The organism is Streptomyces ardesiacus (genome assembly GCF_003112575.1).
Classification (GTDB): Bacteria; Actinomycetota; Actinomycetes; order Streptomycetales; family Streptomycetaceae; genus Streptomyces; species Streptomyces ardesiacus.
On the sequence record NZ_BEWC01000008.1, the window covers coordinates 434,086 to 454,666 of the forward strand.

General features: G+C 72.3%; 13 protein-coding genes and 1 pseudogene. 8 read left to right on the plus strand and 6 right to left on the minus strand.

What is annotated here, in order from left to right; translation table 11 throughout:
* The 3 genes from Sdi02f_RS26960 to Sdi02f_RS26970 are packed head-to-tail and all read left to right on the plus strand — an operon-like array spanning position 1 to position 4,150.
* Positions 1–957 carry a carbohydrate ABC transporter permease gene (locus Sdi02f_RS26960; protein ID WP_108934179.1) on the plus strand — a complete coding sequence of 319 codons (957 nt, stop codon included), beginning with the start codon at positions 1–3 and terminating at the stop codon, positions 955–957.
* Positions 954–1,772: a carbohydrate ABC transporter permease gene (locus tag Sdi02f_RS26965; RefSeq protein ID WP_030398870.1), complete on the plus strand. Its 819-nt coding sequence runs from the start codon at positions 954–956 to the stop codon at positions 1,770–1,772. The genes Sdi02f_RS26960 and Sdi02f_RS26965 overlap by 4 nt, the downstream gene beginning before the upstream one ends.
* Positions 1,769–4,150, plus strand: coding sequence for a beta-xylosidase/alpha-l-arabinosidase (locus tag Sdi02f_RS26970; RefSeq protein ID WP_031081206.1), 2,382 nt, complete (start codon positions 1,769–1,771; stop codon positions 4,148–4,150). The genes Sdi02f_RS26965 and Sdi02f_RS26970 overlap by 4 nt, the downstream gene beginning before the upstream one ends.
* Before the next feature lie 67 nt (positions 4,151–4,217).
* Here Sdi02f_RS26970 and Sdi02f_RS26975 read toward each other — a convergent pair whose 3' ends face one another.
* A complete protein-coding gene (locus tag Sdi02f_RS26975) occupies positions 4,218–4,790 on the minus strand; it encodes a dihydrofolate reductase family protein (RefSeq protein WP_108934180.1) in 573 nt (190 codons plus the stop codon).
* A gap of 72 nt (positions 4,791–4,862) precedes the next feature.
* On the opposite strand from Sdi02f_RS26975, the pseudogene Sdi02f_RS26980 reads away from it, so the two are divergent.
* The 3 genes and pseudogenes from Sdi02f_RS26980 to Sdi02f_RS26990 all read left to right on the plus strand — a co-directional run.
* A pseudogene (locus Sdi02f_RS26980) lies at positions 4,863–5,039 on the plus strand (aldehyde dehydrogenase family protein); the annotation flags it as partial.
* Positions 5,040–5,174: 135 nt separating this feature from the next.
* Positions 5,175–6,620 (plus strand): argininosuccinate synthase, encoded by a 1,446-nt coding sequence (argG, locus tag Sdi02f_RS26985; RefSeq protein WP_030398873.1) that lies wholly within the window; start codon positions 5,175–5,177, stop codon positions 6,618–6,620.
* A gap of 382 nt (positions 6,621–7,002) precedes the next feature.
* Complete coding sequence (locus Sdi02f_RS26990; RefSeq protein ID WP_108934181.1) at positions 7,003–10,392, plus strand: CARDB domain-containing protein; 3,390 nt, start codon at positions 7,003–7,005, stop codon at positions 10,390–10,392.
* A gap of 21 nt (positions 10,393–10,413) precedes the next feature.
* Here Sdi02f_RS26990 and Sdi02f_RS26995 read toward each other — a convergent pair whose 3' ends face one another.
* From Sdi02f_RS26995 to Sdi02f_RS27015, 5 genes are all read right to left on the minus strand, one after another.
* Positions 10,414–12,699 (minus strand): PI-PLC domain-containing protein, encoded by a 2,286-nt coding sequence (locus Sdi02f_RS26995; protein WP_108934182.1) that lies wholly within the window; start codon positions 12,697–12,699, stop codon positions 10,414–10,416.
* Positions 12,700–12,804: 105 nt separating this feature from the next.
* Positions 12,805–13,812: an oligopeptide/dipeptide ABC transporter ATP-binding protein gene (locus Sdi02f_RS27000; protein WP_108934183.1), complete on the minus strand. Its 1,008-nt coding sequence runs from the start codon at positions 13,810–13,812 to the stop codon at positions 12,805–12,807.
* The gene (locus tag Sdi02f_RS27005) at positions 13,809–15,785 is read right to left on the minus strand and encodes a dipeptide/oligopeptide/nickel ABC transporter permease/ATP-binding protein (RefSeq protein ID WP_031081212.1); all 1,977 of its coding nucleotides are present in this window, start codon (positions 15,783–15,785) and stop codon (positions 13,809–13,811) included. Before Sdi02f_RS27005 ends, Sdi02f_RS27000 begins: the two co-directional genes overlap by 4 nt.
* Positions 15,785–16,735 carry an ABC transporter permease gene (locus Sdi02f_RS27010; protein WP_108934184.1) on the minus strand — a complete coding sequence of 317 codons (951 nt, stop codon included), beginning with the start codon at positions 16,733–16,735 and terminating at the stop codon, positions 15,785–15,787. Before Sdi02f_RS27010 ends, Sdi02f_RS27005 begins: the two co-directional genes overlap by 1 nt.
* Before the next feature lie 76 nt (positions 16,736–16,811).
* Positions 16,812–18,365 (minus strand): ABC transporter substrate-binding protein, encoded by a 1,554-nt coding sequence (locus Sdi02f_RS27015; protein WP_051783122.1) that lies wholly within the window; start codon positions 18,363–18,365, stop codon positions 16,812–16,814.
* Between the two features lie 186 nt (positions 18,366–18,551).
* On the opposite strand from Sdi02f_RS27015, the gene Sdi02f_RS27020 reads away from it, so the two are divergent.
* Both Sdi02f_RS27020 and Sdi02f_RS27025 read left to right on the plus strand, forming a co-directional pair.
* Positions 18,552–19,304, plus strand: a complete 753-nt coding sequence (locus Sdi02f_RS27020) for a FadR/GntR family transcriptional regulator (RefSeq protein ID WP_037798149.1) — start codon at positions 18,552–18,554, stop codon at positions 19,302–19,304.
* Between the two features lie 252 nt (positions 19,305–19,556).
* Complete coding sequence (locus Sdi02f_RS27025; RefSeq protein ID WP_030398881.1) at positions 19,557–20,579, plus strand: acetylxylan esterase; 1,023 nt, start codon at positions 19,557–19,559, stop codon at positions 20,577–20,579.
* The last annotated feature ends 2 nt before the right edge of the window (positions 20,580–20,581 follow it).

The following is a 20,581-nucleotide window of genomic DNA, read 5'->3' on the forward strand; positions in this document are numbered from 1 at the left end:
ATGACCACACACCTCACGAGCGCACGGCCCGCCGCCGGACCCCGCAAGAAGTCCCGGCGGCGGCCGCCCGCCCCGTCCACGACGACGGTGGGCCGCCCCGGCTTCGGCTGGGCGGTGCCCGCCGCAGTGTTCTTCTTCCTCTTCGCGATCGTCCCGCTGATCATGGTGGCGGTACTGTCCTTCATGAGCTGGGACGGGATCAGCTCGCCCGAGTTCGTCGGCACGGACAACTGGTCGCGCCTCATCGACGACCCGGTGATGCTCAAGAGCATCTGGCTGACCCTGCTGCTGACCGCTCTCGGCGTGGTCCTGCAGACCCCGCTGAGCATCCTGCTCGGCGTCTGGGCAGCCGGTCACCAGCGCAACCGCGCCGTCCTGTCCGTCATCTACTTCATCCCGCTGCTGCTGTCCGCGACGGCCGTCTCCGTGCTCTGGCGGGCGCTGCTCGACCCGAACTTCGGCATCCCGGCCGAGGCGAGCTGGCTCTTCGGCGACGGCAACCTCTTCGGTGAACAGGCCACCGCCATCGGGGTGCTGGCCTTCGTCAGCACCTGGCAGTTCACCCCGTTCCACACGCTGATCTACCAGGGCGCCGCCCGCGCGGTCCCCCAAGTGCTGTACCAGGCGGCGGAGATCGACGGGGCGGGCCGCTACCGGCAGTTCTTCCACATCACCCTGCCGCAGCTGCGCACCTCCATGATCACCTCGATGATCCTGATGATCGTCGGCGGCCTGACCACGTTCGAGACGGTCCTCATCCTGACCCAGGGCGGCCCCGGCACCGACACCACGATCAGCGCCTACTACATGTACGACAAGGCGTTCAAGAGCTTCGACTACGGCATCGGCTCCGCGATCGCGCTGGCCCTGGTCGTCGCGGCCACGATCATCTCGCTCGTCGTCGTCCGGGTCTCCGGCTACGACAAGATGCGCAGTTCCATGGAGGGTGTGTCATGAGGCGCCGCCCCAACTACCTGGCCGGCGCCGGCTCGCTCGTCTGGCTCGTCCTGGTCGGACTGCCGCTGTACGTGATGCTGGCCGCGACCCTGCGCACCCGCCAGGACTACGCCGAGAACGGCCCGGTCTCGATCCCGGACAGCTTCACCCTGGACAACTACACCGGCGCCTTCGACTCGGGCTTCGGCCGGTACTTCCTCAACACGCTCGTCGTCACCGCCTGCGTCATCGGCATCGTGCTGCTGCTGGTCCCGCCGCTCGCCTACGCCATCGTCCGCAGCCGCGGCCGGACCACGTCGGCGATCTTCCGGCTCTTCCTGCTCGGCCTCGCCATCCCGGCCCAGGCCGTGATCGTGCCGATGTTCTACCTGATCAGCGAGGCCGGGCTGTACGACAACCTGCTGGGCGTCATCCTGCCCACGGCCGCGTTCTGCCTGCCGATGTCCGCGCTCATCCTCAGCGGCGCCATGCGGGACATCTCCCCGGAGCTGTACGAGGCCATGGCCATGGACGGCGCGAGTCCGCGGCGCATGTTCTTCCAGCTCGTCGTGCCGCTGTCGCGCGGCGGACTGTCCACGATCGTGGTGTTCTCCGCGCTCCAGGCGTGGAACGGCTTCCTGTTCCCGCTGGTGCTGACCCAGTCCGAGTCCACCAAGGTGGTCACCCTGGGCCTGTACAACTTCCAGACCGCGCACGGCATCGACATCCCCGGTCTGCTGGGAGCCGTGGTGCTGTCCATGGTGCCCATCCTGCTCGTCTACCTGTTCGCCCGTCGTGCCCTGGTCCAGGGCCTGATGGGTGTCGGAGGAAAGTGACTGCCGACGTGGCCGTAGAGACCACCCCCGAAAAGCCCCTGTGGAACGACCCCGACCACCCCGTCGCCGCCCGAGTCGACGCGCTCGTCGCCGCGATGACCCTCCAGGAGAAGATCGCCCAGCTCTACGGAGTGTGGGTGGGCGCCTCCGACCAGGGCGGCGAGGTCGCCCCCCACCAGCACGACATGGAGGAGGCCGTCGACCTCGACGCCCTCGTCCCCGCCGGACTGGGCCAGCTCACCCGGCCCTTCGGCACCGTCCCCGTCGACCCCGCCCTCGGCGCGCTCTCCCTCATGCGCACCCAGGCCCGCATCACCTCCGCCGGCCGCTTCGGCATTCCCGCCGTCGCGCACGAGGAGTGCCTGGCCGGCTTCGCCGCCTGGGGCGCCACGGCCTACCCCGTGCCGCTGTCCTGGGGCGCCACCTTCGACCCGGACGTGGTGCGCCGCATGGCCGCCGCCATCGGCCGCGACATGCGGTCCGTCGGCATCCACCAGGGCCTCGCCCCCGTCCTCGACGTGGTCCGCGACGCCCGCTGGGGACGGGTGGAGGAGACCATCGGCGAGGACCCGTACCTCGTCGGCACCATCGGCACCGCGTACGTGCGGGGCCTGGAGTCCGCCGGGATCGTCGCCACCCTCAAGCACTTCGTCGGCTACTCCGCCTCCCGCGCCGGCCGCAACCTCGCCCCCGCGTCCGTGGGCGCCCGCGAACGGGCCGACGTCCTGCTGCCGCCGTTCGAGATGGCCGTGCGCGAGGGCGGCACCCGCTCCGTCATGCACGCCTACACCGACATCGACGGTGTGCCGGCCGCGGCCGACGAGGCGCTGCTGACCGGGCTGCTGCGCGACACCTGGGGGTTCGAGGGAACCGTCGTCGCCGACTACTTCGGCATCGCCTTCCTGAAGACCCTGCACGGCCTCGCCGCCGACTGGGCCGACGCCGCGGGCGCCGCGCTGGGGGCGGGCGTCGACGTCGAACTGCCCACCGTCAAAACCTTCGGTGCCCCGCTGATCGAGGCGGTCGCCGAGGGCCGGGTCCCGGAGGCACTGATCGACCGGGCGGTGCGCCGCGTCCTCGCCCAGAAGGCGCTGCTCGGCCTGCTCGACCCGGACTGGAGCCCCGTCCCGCCCGCGCTCGACGGCGTGGACCTGACGGACCCGGAGGCGCTGCGCGGCCGCATCGACCTGGACCGGCCCGAGAACCGGGAACTGGCCCGCGAGATCGCCGAGAAGGCGGTCGTCCTGCTGACCAACGACGGCACCCTGCCGCTGGCCCGGCCGCGCCGCATCGCCCTGGTCGGCCCCAACGCCACCGAGGCGACCGCCGTGCTCGGCTGCTACTCCTTCCCGCGGCACGTCGGGGTGCGGCACCCGGAGGTCCCGGTCGGCATCGACCTGCCCACGCTGTACGACACGCTGACCGCCGAGTTCCCCGACGCGGACATCACCGTCGCCCGCGGCACCGGCGTCGACGACGGCGACCTCTCCGGCATCGGCGAGGCGGTGGACGCGGCCCGTGAGGCCGACGTCGTCGTCGCCGTCCTCGGCGACCGGGCGGGCCTGTTCGGCCGCGGCACCAGCGGCGAGGGCTGCGACGCCGAGTCCCTCACGCTGCCCGGGGCCCAGCAGCAGCTCCTCGACGCGCTGCTCGACTCCGGCCGGCCGGTCGTCACCGTCCTGCTCGCCGGACGGCCCTACGCGCTGGGCCGCGCCGTCGCCGAGTCCGCGGCGATCGTGCAGTCGTTCTTCCCCGGCGAGGAGGGCACCGCCGCGATCGCCGGTGTGCTCAGCGGGCGCACCAGCCCCTCCGGGAGGCTGCCCGTCAGCGTGCCCAGTGGTGCGGGGGCCCAGCCGACCACCTATCTCGGGGCGCGGCTCGCCCACGCCAGCGAGGTGTCCAGCATCGACCCGACCCCGGCCTTCGGCTTCGGGCACGGGCTCACGTACACCTCGTTCGCGTGGAGCGGCCTCGTGACCCACACCGGGCAGGCGCCGACCGACGGCGCGTTCTCGCTGGAACTGACGGTCCGCAACACCGGCGGACGGCACGGTACCGAGGTGGTGCAGCTCTACCTGCACGACCCGGTCGCCTCCGTCGTCCAGCCGGTGCAGCGCCTCATCGGTTACACGCGGGTGCCGCTGGCTCCGGGCGAGGCCCGCAGGGTGCGCGTCGAGGTCCCGGCCGACCTGGCCTCCTTCACCGGCCGCGACGGCCGGCGGGTCGTCGAACCGGGCGCGCTGGAACTGCGGTTCGCCGCGTCCAGCACCGAGCCGCGGCTCACGGCGACGGTCGCGCTGACCGGGCCGGAACGGCACGTCGACCACACGCGACGCCTGCACGCGGTGTTCACGCAGGAGGCCGTCGAGGGCGCCTGAGCCGGACGCACCGGGCGGGCGGTGGTGCCGGGGGTCCGTCCCCGGTCACCACCGCCCGCCGCGCGGCTCAGCGGACGACGTCGAAGACGTTCTTCTGGATGCCGTTGGCGTACACCTCGTGCTCGACGAGCCGCAGCCGCTGCGCGTCCCGGTCGGCGTCGCTGAACAGCCGCTTGCCCGCGCCGAGGAGGAGCGGGAAGACCAGCAGGTGGTAGCGGTCGATCAGACCGGCGTCCGACAGGCTCCGGTTCAGGGCGGCGCTGCCGTGGACGATGACCGGGCCGCCCTCCGTCTCCTTCAGCGCGGCCACCTCGTCGAGCGACCGCAGGATCGTCGTCTCGCCCCAGTTCGTGACCAGGTCGTCCTCGGCGAGGGTGGTGGAGACGACGTACTTCGGCATCGTCCTGTACCGGGGGAACTCCGCCATGTCCGGCCAGACCGGGCTGAACGCCTCGTAGCTGATCCGGCCCAGGAGCAGCGCCGTGGCCTCGTCCTGTTCCCGGCCCTTGATCTCGTAGGCCTCCGAGAGGAAGTCCACGAGACGGACCGTCCAGCCGGAGTTCCGGTAGCCGGGCTCGCCGCCCGGGGCCTCCACGACACCGTCGAGCGAGACGAAAGCGGTGCTGATCAACGTACGCATGCGGGTTCCTCGATGTCTGCTGCGGGGTCGGTACACCCCTATGACCGGTGGCCGGCGGAGAACTCATCGGTCGCGGCCGGCCGGGCCAAGGCCGAGGACCTGGTCGCCGACGCGGTGCGGCGCGGCGCCCGGGGGCTGGTCGGCGGCACCACGCCCGAGGGGCCCGGCTGCTTCTCCCCGCCCACCGTGCTCACCGACGTCTCTCCGGACAGCCGTCTGACGGCTACGGAGATCTTCGGTCCGGGCGCCGAGGAGGTTCCTGGAGTACCAGTACGCGGCGCTGCCCGCACGGTGACCGGCCGGGCGCGGGCCGGCGACGTCGGAGTTCCGGCCCGGTGACGAGGAGGCTTTGCATGGTCATGCGTAATCATGCATACTCTTCCTATGTCCAAGGTCCTCACCTCCCTCCCCACCGGCGAGCGCGTCGGTATCGCCTTCTCGGGCGGCCTCGACACCTCGGTCGCGGTCGCGTGGATGCGTGACAAGGGCGCCGTCCCCTGCACGTACACGGCCGACATCGGCCAGTACGACGAGCCCGACATCGCCTCGGTGCCCGACCGTGCGAAGACCTACGGCGCCGAGGTCGCGCGCCTGGTCGACTGCCGGGCGGCGCTGGTCGAGGAGGGGCTGGCCGCGCTCACCTGCGGGGCGTTCCACATCCGCTCCGGCGGGCGTGCCTACTTCAACACCACCCCGCTGGGACGTGCCGTCACCGGCACGCTCCTCGTCCGGGCGATGCTCGAGGACGACGTCCAGATCTGGGGCGACGGCTCCACGTTCAAGGGCAACGACATCGAGCGGTTCTACCGGTACGGCCTGCTCGCCAACCCCCAGCTCAGGATCTACAAGCCCTGGCTGGACGCGGACTTCGTGACGGAGCTGGGCGGCCGCAAGGAGATGTCGGAGTGGCTGGTCGCCCACGACCTCCCCTACCGGGACTCCACGGAGAAGGCGTACTCCACCGACGCCAACATCTGGGGTGCCACTCACGAGGCCAAGACGCTGGAGCACCTCGACACCGGGGTGGAGACCGTGCAGCCCATCATGGGCGTGCGGTTCTGGGACCCCTCGGTCGAGATCGCGCCCGAGGACGTGACCATCGGCTTCGACCAGGGCCGCCCGGTGACGATCAACGGCAAGGAGTTCGCCTCCGCCGTCGACCTGGTCATGGAGGCCAACGCCGTCGGCGGCCGGCACGGCCTGGGCATGTCCGACCAGATCGAGAACCGGATCATCGAGGCCAAGAGCCGCGGCATCTACGAGGCCCCCGGCATGGCCCTGCTGCACGCCGCCTACGAGCGCCTCGTCAACGCCATCCACAACGAGGACACCCTCGCCCAGTACCACGCCGAGGGGCGGCGCCTGGGCCGGCTGATGTACGAGGGCCGCTGGCTCGACCCCCAGTCGCTGATGATCCGGGAGTCGCTGCAGCGCTGGGTCGGCTCGGCGGTCACCGGCGAGGTCACGCTGCGGCTGCGGCGCGGCGAGGACTACTCGATCCTCGACACCACCGGACCGGCGTTCAGCTACCACCCGGACAAGCTCTCCATGGAGCGCACCGAGGACTCCGCGTTCGGCCCGGTGGACCGGATCGGCCAGCTGACCATGCGGAACCTGGACATCGCCGACTCCCGCGCCAAGCTGGAGCAGTACGCCGGGCTCGGCCTCATCGGCACCGCCAACCCCGCCATCGGCGCCGCCCAGGCCGCCGCGACCGGGCTGATCGGCGCCATGCCCGAGGGCGGCGCCCAGGCCATCGCCTCCCGCGGCGAGGTCTCCGGCGACGACGAGCTGCTGGACCGGGCCGCGATGGAGTCCGGCACGGACTGATCCCCCCGTCCCCCCGGGGCGGGGGACCGCGACACCGGCACGGGCCGGCCCGACGTCTTCAGGCGTCGGGCCGGCCCTTCTGTTTCTCTCCGTCGCGTGCGGCTTGCGTGCGTTGCGAGCTTCCGGCGGTCCGTTCCGCCCCCGCACCGACTCGGTTGCCAGTTCAAGCGCTACGCAAGCCGACCGCAAGCAACGCAAGCAGGTTGCGTCCCAACTCCGGCCTCGTTCATGACCGTTGACAAAAAGGTGACGCGCTAGAAACCTGATGACGCGCTTTCCGCAAAGAATCGACTGTCCTGCTCAATTGGCGCGCAGAGTCGGTGCTTCCCCCCAACTGCCGGACCGTCGCGCCCTCCCGACTCCCCACGGAACAGAGGACCCCATGAGACGGAGATCCCTCGGCCGGCGGATGCTCACGGGCGCCGCCGTCGCCGGGCTCATGACGGCCGGGCTGCTGCCCCTGCCCCTCGCCGTCCCCGCGCAGGCCGCGCCGGTGACCGCCGCCGCCGACGTCAACCTCGCCCTCGGCCGCCCGGCCACCGCGGGCGGCTCGCACGGCGCCTACCCGGCCGGCAACGCCACCGACGGACAGCAGGCCACCTACTGGGAGGGACCGGCCGGCACCTTCCCCGAGTGGCTCCAGGTCGACCTCGGCACCGCCCGTGACGTCGACCGGGTGGTCCTCAAACTGCCCGCCGCCTGGGAGAGCCGGACCCAGACGCTCTCCGTGCGGGGCAGCACCGACGGCGCCACGTTCCACACCCTCGACGCCTCCCGGGGCCGGGCGTTCGGCCCGGCGCAGGCGGGCACCGTCGCCGTCGGCCTCGACTCGCCCGCCGAGGCCCGCTACGTCCGCGTCGAGATCACCGGCAACACCGGCTGGAACGCCGCACAACTGGCCGAACTGGAGGTGTACGGCGACGACGCCGACACCGGCCCGCCGCCCGCCGGCACCAACCTCGCCCGCAACAAACCGGCCGAAGCGACCTCGACCACCCAGAACTACGTCGCCGCCAACGCCACCGACGACTCCACCTCCACGTACTGGGAGGCCGCCGGAAACCCGGCCGACCTCACCGTGAAGCTCGGCGCCGACGCCGACATCAGCGGTGTCGTCGTCAAGCTCAACCCCGACCCGGCGTGGTCCGCGCGCACCCAGAGCATCCAGGTGCTCGGCCGGGCCCGGGGAGAGAGCGGCTTCACCTCGCTGCGCGACCGCGCCGACTACGCCTTCAGCCCCGGCCGGGACAACGCCGTGACCATCCCGGCCGGCGGCCGGGTCTCCGACGTACGGCTCCGGTTCTTCTCCAACTCCGGGGCGCCCGGCGGCCAGGTCGCCGAGTTCCAGGTCCTCGGCACCGCCGCGCCCGCCCCCGACCTCACCGTCACCGGGCTCGACTGGTCGCCCGCCGCGCCGAACGAACGCGACGAGGTCACCGTCAACGCCACGGTCCGCAACGCCGGCACCGCCGCCTCGGCCGCCACCACCACCGACGTCACCGTCGAGGGCCGGCAGGCCGGCAGCGCCGCGGTCCCCGCGCTCGACCCCGGCGAGTCCGCCGAGGTCGCCGTCGCCACCGGCACCCACGCGGCCGGCAGCTACGCGGTGGCCGCCGTAGTCGACCCGCGCGACACCGTCGCCGAACTCGACGACACCAACAACAGCCGCGCCGCCACCGACCGCCTCGTCGTCGACCGGGCACCCGGACCCGACCTCGAAGTACGCTCCCTCACCACCGACCCCGCCCACCCGGCGGTGGGCGCCGAGGTCTCCTTCACCGTCGCCGTGCACAACCGGGGCACCAGCGACGCCCCGGCCGGCACGGTGACCCGGGTGCAGGCCGGCACCACCACCCTGGACGGCACCACCGGGCGGATCGCGGCCGGCGCCACGGTGAACGTGCCCATCGCCGGTACCTGGAAGGCGGCCGGCGGCGGAGTCACCCTCACGGCCACCGCCGACGCCACCGACCGGGTCGCCGAGACCAACGAGAACAACAACGTGCTCGCCCAGTCCCTCGTCGTCGGACGCGGCGCCGCCGTCCCGTACACCGAGTACGAGGCGGAGGACGGCCGCTACGACGGCACCCTGCTCACCACCGACGCCAAGCGGACCTTCGGGCACACCAACTTCGGCACCGAGTCCTCCGGCCGCAAGTCCGTCCGGCTCGACACCACCGGCCAGTACGTCGCGTTCACCTCCACCACGCCCACCAACTCCGTCGTGGTGCGCAACTCCATCCCCGACGCGCCCGGCGGCGGCGGGACCGAGGCCACCCTGAGCCTCTACGCCGACGGCGTGTTCGTCCAGAAGCTCACCCTGTCGTCCAAGCACAGCTGGCTCTACGGCAGCACCGACGACCCCGAGGGCCTCACCAACCGGCCCGGCGGCGACGCGCGGCGCCTGTTCGACGAGTCCCACGCGCTCCTGGACCGCACCTTCCCGCGGGGCACCGAGTTCCGGCTGCAGCGCGACGCGGGCGACTCGGCCGCCTTCTACGTCATCGACCTGATCGACCTGGAGCAGGTCGCGCCGGCGAAGACCAAGCCCGCCGAGTGCACCTCCATCACCGAGTACGGGGCCGTCCCCGGCGACGGACTCGACGACACCGACGCCATCCAGCGCGCCGTCACCGACAACCAGAACGGCAGGATCGACTGCGTGTGGATCCCCGCCGGACAGTGGCGCCAGGAGCAGAAGATCCTCACCGACGACCCGCAGAACCGCGGGCAGTACAACCAGGTCGGCATCCGCGACGTCACCGTCCGCGGCGCCGGCATGTGGCACTCCCAGCTCTACACCCTGACCCCGCCCCACGAGGCCGGCGGCATCAACCACCCGCACGAGGGCAACTTCGGCTTCGACGTCGACGACAACACCCAGATCTCCGACCTGGCCATCTTCGGCTCCGGAACCCTCCGCGGCGGCGACGGCAACCAGGAGGGCGGCGTCGGGCTCAACGGCCGCTTCGGCAAGAACACCAAGATCAGCAACGTGTGGATCGAGCACGCCAACGTCGGCGTCTGGGTCGGCCGCGACTACTCCAACATCCCCGAGCTGTGGGGCCCCGCCGACGGCGTGCAGTTCACGGGCATGCGCATCCGCGACACCTACGCCGACGGCATCAACTTCTCCAACGGCACCCGCAACTCCACCGTCTACGACTCCTCCTTCCGCACCACCGGCGACGACTCGCTCGCGGTCTGGGCCAACAAGTACGTGAAGGACACCTCCGTGGACGTCGGCCACGACAACCACTTCCGCAACAACACGATCCAGCTCCCGTGGCGGGCCAACGGCATCGCGGTGTACGGCGGTCACGGCAACACCGTGGAGAACAACGTCGTCTCCGACACCATGAACTACCCCGGCATCATGCTCGCCACCGACCACGACCCGCTGCCCTTCTCGGGACAGACACTCGTCGCGGGCAACGCCCTGCACCGCACGGGCGGCGCGTTCTGGGGCGAGGCGCAGGAGTTCGGCGCCATCACCCTGTTCGCGCAGGGCCAGGACATCCCGGGCGTGACCATCCGGGACACCGAGATCAGCGACTCGACCTACGACGGCATCCAGTTCAAGACGGGCGGGGGCGCGATGCCGGACGTGAGGATCGAGAACGTCCGCATCGACAGGTCGAACAACGGCTCCGGCATCCTCGCGATGGGCGGTGCCCGGGGCAGCGCCACCCTGACCGACGTCACGATCACCAACTCGGCGAAGGAGGACGTACGCATAGAGCCGGGCTCCCAGTTCAGGATCAACCGGTAGGAGCCGCCCCGTAGCCGCGGTTCACCGGCAGGCCGCCCGGCGGCGCGGAGCACCACCGTGCCGCCGGGTCTCCGCCGCGCCCTCCAGCCGGCCCGGCGAGCGCTCGGCCGGCGCGCGGGGACCGTCGTGCTCCAGGCGCTCGGCGTTGAGTTCGTTCACCGCGCCGAGCGCGTCGCCGATCGTCGCGTAGTCCACCGCGATGAAGTTGACCGGCCTGCCGCGCTGCCGTTCACAGGTGTGGGCCCGCTCCAGTACCCGCTGCCGGGAGTTGACCACCCCGGCGTCCAGGCGCAGCCCGCCGCCGGCCGTGACGAAGTGGTTGAGCAGGAACAGCCGCCGGTCCGAACCGCCCCGGTGGGGCAGGCAGGTCATCTGGTCCGGGCTGCGGAAGGCGAAGGGCGTCTCCATGGCGTACCGGTAGAGGTTCCGGTACCAGGGCGCGGGGCCGTCCGCCTTCTCCGCGAAGACGACCAGCCGCCGGCCGCTGTCGATCATGTCCCCGAGCTTCGGCCACGGACGGTCCGGGTCCCGGTCCGGCTCGTACAGCAGGTCCGACAGACCGGCCCGGACGAAGGCGTCCTGGGTCGCCACGGCGTCCACCCCGTCCTGGAGGATCAGCGTGACGACCTCCGTGGGGTTGTCGCGCAGCCAGTCACCGATCTGCCGCAGCGTCGGCTCCAGTTCGAGGGCGCCGGCACCGCACACCGAGTGGCACAGCCACAGGCCCGGGTGGGGCGGGTTCACCCGTTCCAGGAGCGTGGTCAGCTCGCGGCGCTCGGCGGGGGAGAAGTCCGAGGCGCTCAGCCGCTCCGCCACTTCCTCGGGCCGCTCCCAGCGGTGGGTGTCCAGGAGCAGCACCCGGGAGCCGGCGCCGAGCTGACCGACGATGTCCGGGTCCTGGAGGGGGCCGATGAACCGGTCCGCGGTCGTCGCCATCGCGTTGTGCGACGCGAGCTGGGCGATCTCGTCGTAGCGGGCGTCGCACAGCTTGGCGCTGCCCTGGCAGATGCGCGGGGAGGAACCGGTGATCGCCACCGGCGCCAGCATCGTCCCGACGAGGGCGACGGCGGTGACGGCGAAGGTCAGCGCCGGTACGTGCCGCGGATCGGTGAGGACCGGCACGCTGGGCCGGGTCAGCCGGACCCAGCCGACGGTGATCAGCAGGGCGCCCGCGGCGAGCAGGATCACCGCGACGACGACAGCGGTGACCAGCAGCCGGTCGAGCGCCGCGGCCTGGACGTCGGCGAGCAGATCCGACGCCGTCGGGGGCCACGACGCCGGGACGCCGAACAGCGTGTCGCCCAGGGCGAGCCGCAGTCCCGCCACGGTGAGCGCCAGCAGCGACGCGGCGGCGGCCGGCACCCAGCCCAGCGGGATCAGCCGGCGCCCGGCGGGCGAGGGCGTCAGGAACCACAGCAGGGCGAGCGCGACGGCGCACAGCACGGCCGCCGCCGGTTCCACCACGTCCTGGAAGAGCCGGGTGACGCCCCGGGCCCGGTCCAGCGGGGCCAGTGCCTCGGTCCCCGGCTCGACGTCGACGGTGACGACCCATGTGCCCTGCCGCGCCTCCCGCAACAGCTCCCCGGCCGCGTCCCGGACCTGGTCGGTCAGGGCGACCGGGGCGATCGCGGCCAGGGCCGAGGCCACGTCGCCCCGGTCCAGGGCCGCCAGCACGGTCGACCGCACGCCGTCGTGCGTCGCGCCGTCCGGCACCAGACGCATCAGGGCGTCCGTGGCCGCGACCGCCTGGCCGCGGGAGAGGGGCAGCGTCGGCAGCTCCTCCAGGGGAGCCTCACCGGCCACCACCCGCGCCACCAGGTCGGACAGGCGCTGCACGAAGGCCTGGAAGTCGGGCTCGGAGCGTTGCTGCAGGGCGGCGACGGCATCACCGAAGTACGCCTGGCTGAGCCGCTCGACGTTGGCGACGACCGGCTCCAGATCCACCCGGATCCGCAGCCGGTCGCGGTCGCCCTCCAGGTAGTGGACCACTTCCGTGATCTGGCCCTCGCCCATGGTCCGCAGCGTCTCGGGCGGGATCACCACCTTGAGGTTCGAGGTGAGGGTCGACTGCGGCACGGGCAGCCGCTCCAGCAGGTCGCTGGTCAGCGGCGTACTGGCCGGGTCCACCAGCACCTCGTCGTAGACGCGCTGGTAGGCGTGCTCGTCCTCCAGCACCTGGTCGTAGAACTGGGGGTCGAGGACCGTACTGCGGACGACGGCCGCCGCGGCCAGCACGGTCAGGCTCAGCACCGCCACGCACCAGACCAGCACCCCGAGCCAGGGCGGGCGCCGTACCAGTGCGTTCATGGACCCATTCTCGTATCGGCCGGCCTCCGTGCAGCACGGCGCCGGGAGGGACGTGCCTCACACGCCTGCCCCGCACCGGGCCGGCCGATACGTGCCGGCCGCCGCTCAGCTCCTCGCCGGGACCGCGCCCTCCTGGGGGTGGACACAGTGCCACCGATGCCCGCCGGGTCCCTCCGTCGCCGCCGGGAAGGCGGTGGCGCAGGCGTCGTCCGCCTTCCAGCAGCGGGTGCGGAACGGGCAGCCGGAGGGCGGCTTGGTGGCCGAGGGCACCGGGCCGTGCAGCACGATGCGCTCGGGGCGCTCCAGCAGGCTCGGCGTCGCGGAGAGCAGCGCGTCGGTGTACGGGTGGCGGGAGGCGCCGGAGACCCGGGCCGCCGCGCCCTCCTCGACGACGCGGCCCAGGTACAGCACCGCGATGCGGTCCGCGAGATGGCGCACCGTCTGCACGTCGTGGGAGATGAACACCATGCCGAGGCCGAGCCGGGCGCGCAGGTCCACCAGGAGGTTGAGGATCTGGGCGCGCACCGACACGTCCAGGGCGCTGGTGGGCTCGTCGGCCACGATCAGCTCCGGCTCCAGCGCCAGGGCGCGCGCGATGGCCACGCGCTGGCGCTGCCCGCCGGACAACTGCCCCGGCAGCGCGTCCAGGGTGTGAGCGGGCAGCCCGACCAGGTCGAGGAGTTCCTCCACCCGGGCCTCGCGCTCGGCGCGCGTACCGCGCCGGTGCACGTCCAGCGGGTCCCGCAGGATCCGGCGCACGGGCAGCCGCGGGTTCAGGGCGGTGGAGGCGTCCTGGAAGACCACGCCGACCGCGGCGCCGAATCCGGTACGGCGCTCGGCGGCGCCCATGGTCCACAGGTCCCGGCCCCGGAAGTACACGTGTCCCTCGGTGGGGCGCTGGAGTCCGGTGACCACGCGGGCCAGCGTGGACTTGCCGCAGCCCGACTCGCCGACGAGGCCCAGGATCTCGCCGCGTCGCACCTCCAGGGAGGCGTCGGTGAGGGCGTGCACGGCGTCCCGGCGCAGGATGCCGCCGCTGCGGGCCCGGTGCCGTACGTGGATGCGGTCGAGCCGGACGAGTGGGTCCATGGTCCTGTCCTCGGTGGCGGTCATCGGGCACTCTCCAGCGGCTTCGCCGCCCCGCGCGCGGGCGCCGGGTGGTGGCAGGCGAAGAGGTGGTCGAGGCCGGCGACGCGGTCGGTGGCGGGCGGCGGGGTGGTGGCGCACAGGTCGGTGGCGGCGGCGCAGCGGGACGCGAACCGGCAGCCGGCGCCGAACGCCTTCGGGGCCGGAACGACACCGCGGATCTGGTGCAGCCGCTCGGCACCCGACTCCAGCGAGACGACGGAGGCGAGCAGTCCGCGGCTGTAGTGGTGCGCCGGGTCGGTCAGCAGCGCGCGGGTGTCACCGGCCTCGGCGACCTGACCGGCGTACATGACCGCGACCCGGTGGGCGAGGTCGCCGACCAGGGCCAGGTCGTGGGAGACGAGGACCATCGCGAAGCCCAGTTCGTCGCGGAGCCGGACCAGCAGCTCGACGACCTGCGCCTGCACGGTGACGTCGAGGGCGGTGGTCGGCTCGTCGGCGATCAGCAGGCGCGGGCTGCGGGAGAGGGCCATCGCGATCAGCACGCGCTGGCGCTGCCCGCCGGACAGCTCGTGCGGGTAGCTGCGCAGGGTGCGCTCGGGGGAGAGGCCGACCAGTTCGAGCAGCTCGGCGGGGGTGCGGGTGCCGCCGCGGGAGGTGAGCCACCTGAGCTGCGTGCCGATCAGCACGGACGGGTTCAGAGACGACATGGCGTCCTGGTAGACCATCGCGATCTCCGGGCCCATCAGCGCCCGGCGCTCCTTCGGCGCCAGCTTCAGCAGGTCGCGGCCCCGGTAGAGGATCTCGCCCCCGGCCTCGGCGTTGCGGGCCAGCAGGCCCATGACCGCGAGGCTGGTGACGGACTTGCCGCAGCCCGACTCGCCGACCAGACCGAGGGTCTCGCCCTCGCGGACGGTGAAGGAGATGCCGTCGACCACGCGGGTGTCGCCGTAGCGGTCCGGGAAGCGGATGGACAGGTCCCGTACGACGAGCAGGTCGGCCGCGTCCTCGGCGACCGGCCGCACGGCGGGCTCCATGGCGTCCAGCCGGGCCGCCAGCTCGGCGAGCGCGGCGTCCGCCTCCGCCTCGTCGGCCGTCGGCGGGAGTCCGGTCGCGTTGTCGTCGGTGTCGGTGCCGCCGGTGCGGGACCTGTCCGGCGAGGCGGCGGCGTCGGTCATGCCCTCGGAGAGCACGTTCAGCGCGAGCACCGTGACCAGCACGCACAGACCCGGGAAGAGGGTCGCCCACCAGCCCCCGGACAGCAGGATCTGCCGGCCGTAGGCCAGCACGCTGCCCCAGCTCGGGTCGGGGTCCTGCACACCGGCTCCGATGAAGGACAGGCTCGCCTCGAAGATGATGGAGTCGGCCACCATGACCGTCGCGAACACCAGGACCGGTGCCGCGCAGTTGATCGCGACGTGCCGGGTCACGATGTGGCCGCGGCGGGCACCGACGACCTGTTCGGCGGCGACGTAGTCCTCGCCGTACTGCTCCAGCACGTTGGCCCGCACGACGCGGGCGAGCGAGGGCGCGTAGACGAACGCGATGGTGAAGATGATGACCGGCACGCTGGGCCCGAACACCGCGACGAGCACGGCGGCCAGCGCGATCGGCGGGAAGGACATGACGACGTCGAGGGTGCGCATCACCGTCTCGTCGGCGAGCCTGCGCGAGGTGGCCGCCAGCGCGCCCAGGGCGGAGCCCAGGACGAGGGCGAGCAGGGTCGCGCCGAGGCCGATGACCAGGGAGTACCGGGCGCCGTGCACGACCCGGGCGAACACGTCGCGGCCGGCCCGGTCGGTGCCGAACCAGTGGTCGGCGCCGGGGGCCCGGGCGGGGATGCCGGTGGCGAGCGGGTCCTGGGTGAGCAGGGGAGCGAACACCGCGCCCAGCACCACCACCAGGAGGATCCCGAGGGCGATCCGGGAGGGCAGGGGCAGCCGGCGCAGGCGGGTGCCGGGCCGGGCGAGCCGCCCGGCGAGGGAGCGTGGAGCGAACATCACACCGTCCTGATGCGCGGGTTGACGAGCAGGTAGAGCAGGTCGACGACGACGTTGACCAAGAGGAAGGCGATCGCGATGGTGAGCACGGTGCCCTGGACCAGCCCGACGTCGCCCCCGTTGACGCCCTCGAGGATCAGCTTGCCCATGCCGGGCAGGTCGAAGATCGCCTCGATGACGACGGCGCCGCTGAGCATGTAGCCGACCTTGACGCCGAGCACGGTCAGCGGCGTGACGAGCGCGTTGCGCAGCACCGAGCGGATGATCAGGAACGGCGGCAGGCCGCTGCCCCTGGCGGTGCGCACGTAGTCGCGGTCGAGTTCGGTGACCATCGAGGTGCGGATGAGGCGGGCCAGCGAGGAGGCGACCGGCAGGGCGAGGGAGAGCGCGGGCAGCGTCATGCTCTCGAGCCAGCCGGAGAAGGAGTCGGCCGGGTTGACGTAGCCGCCGGTCGGGAAGAGCGGCATGGTCAGCGAGAACTGCTGGATGAGCAGCACGCCGATCCAGAACGAGGGCAGGGCGATGCCGGCCATCGACAGCACCCGGAAGACCTGGTCCGGCCAGCGGTCGCGGTAGACGGCGCTGAGGACACCGAAGACCAGCGCCAGCACGACGGCCAGCGCCAGGCCGAGCAGGGTCAGCTGCAGCGTGAGCGGGAACGCGGTGGCGATCCGGTCGGTGACGGGCTGACTGGGCGACATCGTGACGCCGAGGTCCCCGTGCAGCAGATCGCCCAGAAAGGCGACGTAGCGCACGGGCAGGGGGTCGTCGAGTCCGTTGGCCTCGGCGAACGCCGCTCGCGCCTCGGGGCTCGCCGACTCGCCCAGCGCGTTGTACGCGGGGTCGGTCGGCGAGAACTGGAGGACCACGAAGACCAGCAGCGCGATGCCGAGGACCATCACCGGCATCATCGCGACGCGGCGCAGCGCGAGCCGGAGAAATGCAACCATCGTGAGGTTCCTAGCGATTGGGGCGGGGGCCGCCGCCCGCGGTGGCGCGGCGGCCCGACGGCGTGGGCGTGCGGGGTCAGCCCCGGCCGACGTCGAGGAAGGACAGCCCGGTGGTGGGCAGCGGCTTGAACCCGGTCAGCGCCCCCTCCCGCCAGGCGGTGGGCAGCTTGCGGTGCAGCACCGGGTACAGGGCCGCCTCGTCGGCGACCAGGTCGGTCACCCGGCCCCACAGCTCCTTGCGCTTGGTCGCGTCGGCCTCGGCCGCGGCCTTGTCGAGCAGCGACCTGGTCTGCTTGTACGCGTCGCTGCCCTTCCAGCCGTAACGGTTCTCCGGCCAGAAGCCGTAGTAGAACCAGCGCAGCAGCAGGTCCGCGTCGTTGCCGAAGACGGACGGGTCGCCCGGCGCGGCCAGCGCTTCGAACCTGCCCTGGTCGATCTCCGCGTACTGGGCGGCGGACTGCTGGATGTCCAGCTCGGCGTCGACGCCGACGGCGGCCCAGCTCTCCTTGATCAGCGGAGCGATGTCCTTGACCCAGCCGTTGTCGGTGAGCATCAGCGTGAAGGAGAGCTTGCCCGCGCCCGCCTCGGCGAGCAGCTTCCTGGCCCTGGCCGGGTCGTGCGCGTAGACGGTGGCGGCCTTGTGGTAGTCCGGGTGCGTGGCCGGGACGTAGCCGGTGGCGGCCTCGGCGTTGCCCAGGAGCGCGGTCGAGATGATCTTCTCGGTGTCCAGCGCGTAGTGCAGCGCCTGGCGCACGCGCTTGTCCGCGAACCGCTTGTCGGCGCAGTTGAACATCAGGAAGAGCAGTCCGAAGGACTGGACCGACTCCACCTTGTCCTGGCCGGTGAAGCCCTTGAGGTCGATGTAGGGCACGTCCTCGATGGCCTGGACGCGGCCCGACTTGAGCGCGCTGACCCGGGCGGACGGGTCGGACATCAGCCGCCAGATCATCTTCTTCGCCCTGGCGGGGCGCGGCCCGTTGTACTTGTCGTACGCCTCCATGACGATCTTGTCCTCGCGGACCGCCGAGACGAACCTGTACGGGCCGGTGCCCACGGGCCGGGCGTCGAAGGACTTGGCGTCCGCGCCCGCGATCTTCTTCGGCACGATCCGCACCACGGATATGCGGGACGGGAAGAGCGCGAAGGCGTACTTCAGCTTGAACTCCACCGTCGACCTGTCGACGGCCGTGACCCGGTCGATGAACGGGACGAACTGGGCCATGAGCGAGGCGTTCGCCTCGTCCAGGACCCGCTCGAAGCTGAACACCACGTCGTCCGCGGTGACCTCCGAGCCGTCGTGGAAGGTCGCACCCTTGCGCAGGGTGGCCCGGTAGGTCGTCGCGTTGATCTTCTCGGGCATCCCGGTCGCCAGCGCCGGCCGCGCCACGAGCGTGGCCGGATCGAGGTCGACCAGCCCCTCGAAGATGTGCATGTTGGCCGCGTACGGGGTCGCGCCCGAGGTGATCATCGGGTCGAAGCCGGTGGAGAGCGGGTACGAGATGCCCGCCTCGATGGTGTCGCCGCCGCTGCCCGTGCCACCGGTACCGTCTCCACTGGAGGCCGGGCCTCCGCAGGCCGTCAGGCCCGTGGTGACGGCGGTCGCCACACCAAGGGCACTGGTGTATCTCATGAAGGTGCGGCGGGAGACGCCGGCTGCACTGCGCGCGGACAAGGAGTCCTCCAGGCGGGAGATGAGAGTCGAGCAAGGTGGAGGAGGCGAGTGTGGTCGGCGCCTCGACCGACGATGCGTCAGACGTCTGATGTCTGATGCTTGATAACGTGGGAACGTAGCCGGGCAAGTGAGAGGGGTCAAGAGGTGGCGGTGGGGCAAAGGGCGGTCCGGGGCAGAGAACCGGAGCCCAGGACGGTACGACAACCGTTGCGCCAGGAGGTCGTCGACGGCATCAAGGCCTACATCCTGCGCAACGACCTGCGCCCGGGGGATCCACTGCCCACCGAACCCGCCCTGTGCGAGGCGCTCGGCGCGAGCCGTTCCAGCGTGCGGGAGGCGATCAGGATCCTCACCGCGCTCGACATCGTCGAGGTGCGGCACGGGCACGGCACCTACGTCGGCAGGCTGAGCCTGTCCGCCCTGGTGGAGAGCCTGACCTTCCGCGGCCTGCTGAGCCCGGACGACGACTTCCAGGTGATGAGCGACCTCATCGAGGTCCGCGAGCTGTTCGAGCGGGGCATGGCCGAACGGCTCGTCTCCTGCCTGGAGGAGGAACAGATCGACCGCCTCGCCGCCCACGTCGACGAGATGCGCAGGGCCGGCGCGGGGGAGGGGCACGGGTTCGTCGAGGCGGACCGCGCCTTCCACACCCTGCTCCTCGCCCCGCTCGGCAACGACCTCATCGGCCAGCTCTCCACGGCCTTCTGGGACGTCTACGTCATCGTCGCGCCGCACCTCGACGTGTTCACGCGCGCGCACGAGGCGGCCACCATCGCCAACCACCAGCGCATCGTGGACGCCGTGCGCGACCGCGACCCGGCCGAGTTCGCGGCGGCCCTCACCGAGCACTACGCGCCGGTGCGCCTGCGGATCGAGGAGGCCCGCGCCCGGCGCTGACCGGCTCCCGCGCACGACGGAGGCGTCCCCGCCCGGGGGCGCCTCTCCCGCGTCCGGGGCCGGTGGGCCCGGCGCGCGGCCCGGGGGAGGGCACTTGACGGTCGTCCCCGGGATCTCTAGTGTCCTCGATCAGCAGACATCAGACGTCTGCTGATCGAGAAGCAACCGCTCTCCGGCCCGGGCCCGGCCCGCCGGTCCCTCCCGTTCCCCCGCGCTGCGCCGCGCGCACGCCTCACCCACCGGGGCCCCTCCATGCCACTGACGGACCTCACCCTCGCCCAGTGCCTGGCACTGCGGCCCGACCTCGACGAGCCCGCCGACCTCGACGCCTTCTGGGAGCAGACCCTCGGCGAGGCCCGGGACGCCGGCGGCGCACCCGCCTTCACGCCGGTGGACACCGGACTGACCGAGGTCGTGACCCACGACGTCACGGTGCCCGGCTTCGCCGGCGAGCCCGTCCGCGGCTGGCTGCACCTGCCCGCCCGCACGAGCGGTCCGCTCGGCTGCGTGGTGGAGTTCCTCGGCTACGGCCGTGGCCGCGGTCTGGCGCACGAGCAGGTGCTCTGGGCCAACGCCGGTCACGCGCACTTCGTCATGGACACCCGCGGCCAGGGCTGGTCCACCGCGGGCGGCGACACCCCGGACACCGCCGCCCTGAACGGCACCGTCCCCGGCTTCCTCACCCGCGGCGTCGAACGCCCCCACGACCACTACTACCGGAGGGTGTTCACCGACGCCGTGCGCTTCGTCGAGGCGGCCCGCGCGCACCCGGCCGTGGACCCGGACAAGGTCGTCGTCACCGGCATCAGCCAGGGCGGGGGCATCGCCCTCGCGGTGGCCGGCCTCGTGCCGGGCCTGGCCGGCGTCATGCCCGACGTCCCCTTCCTCTGCGACATCCGGCGCGGCGCGACGATCGCGGCCCGGCCGCCCTACACCGAGATCGCCGAGTACCTGCGGCTGCACCGCGACCGCGGCGAGACCGTCTTCACCACCCTCTCCTACGTCGACGCCGCCCTGCTGGCCGCGCGCGCCACCGCACCCTCCCTCTTCTCCATCGCGATGATGGACGAGATCTGCCCGCCCTCGACGAGCTTCGCGGCCTACCACCGCTACGGCGGTCCCAAGGACCTGCGCGTCTACGAGTTCAACGGCCACGAAGGCGGCGGCGGTCACCACCGCCGCGAACAACTCGCCTGGGTCCGGGAGCTGCTCCACGCTCCCGGCTCCGAGGCGACCCACCCCCTCTCCGCCCTGCACGACCCCCCACGCGCCTGACC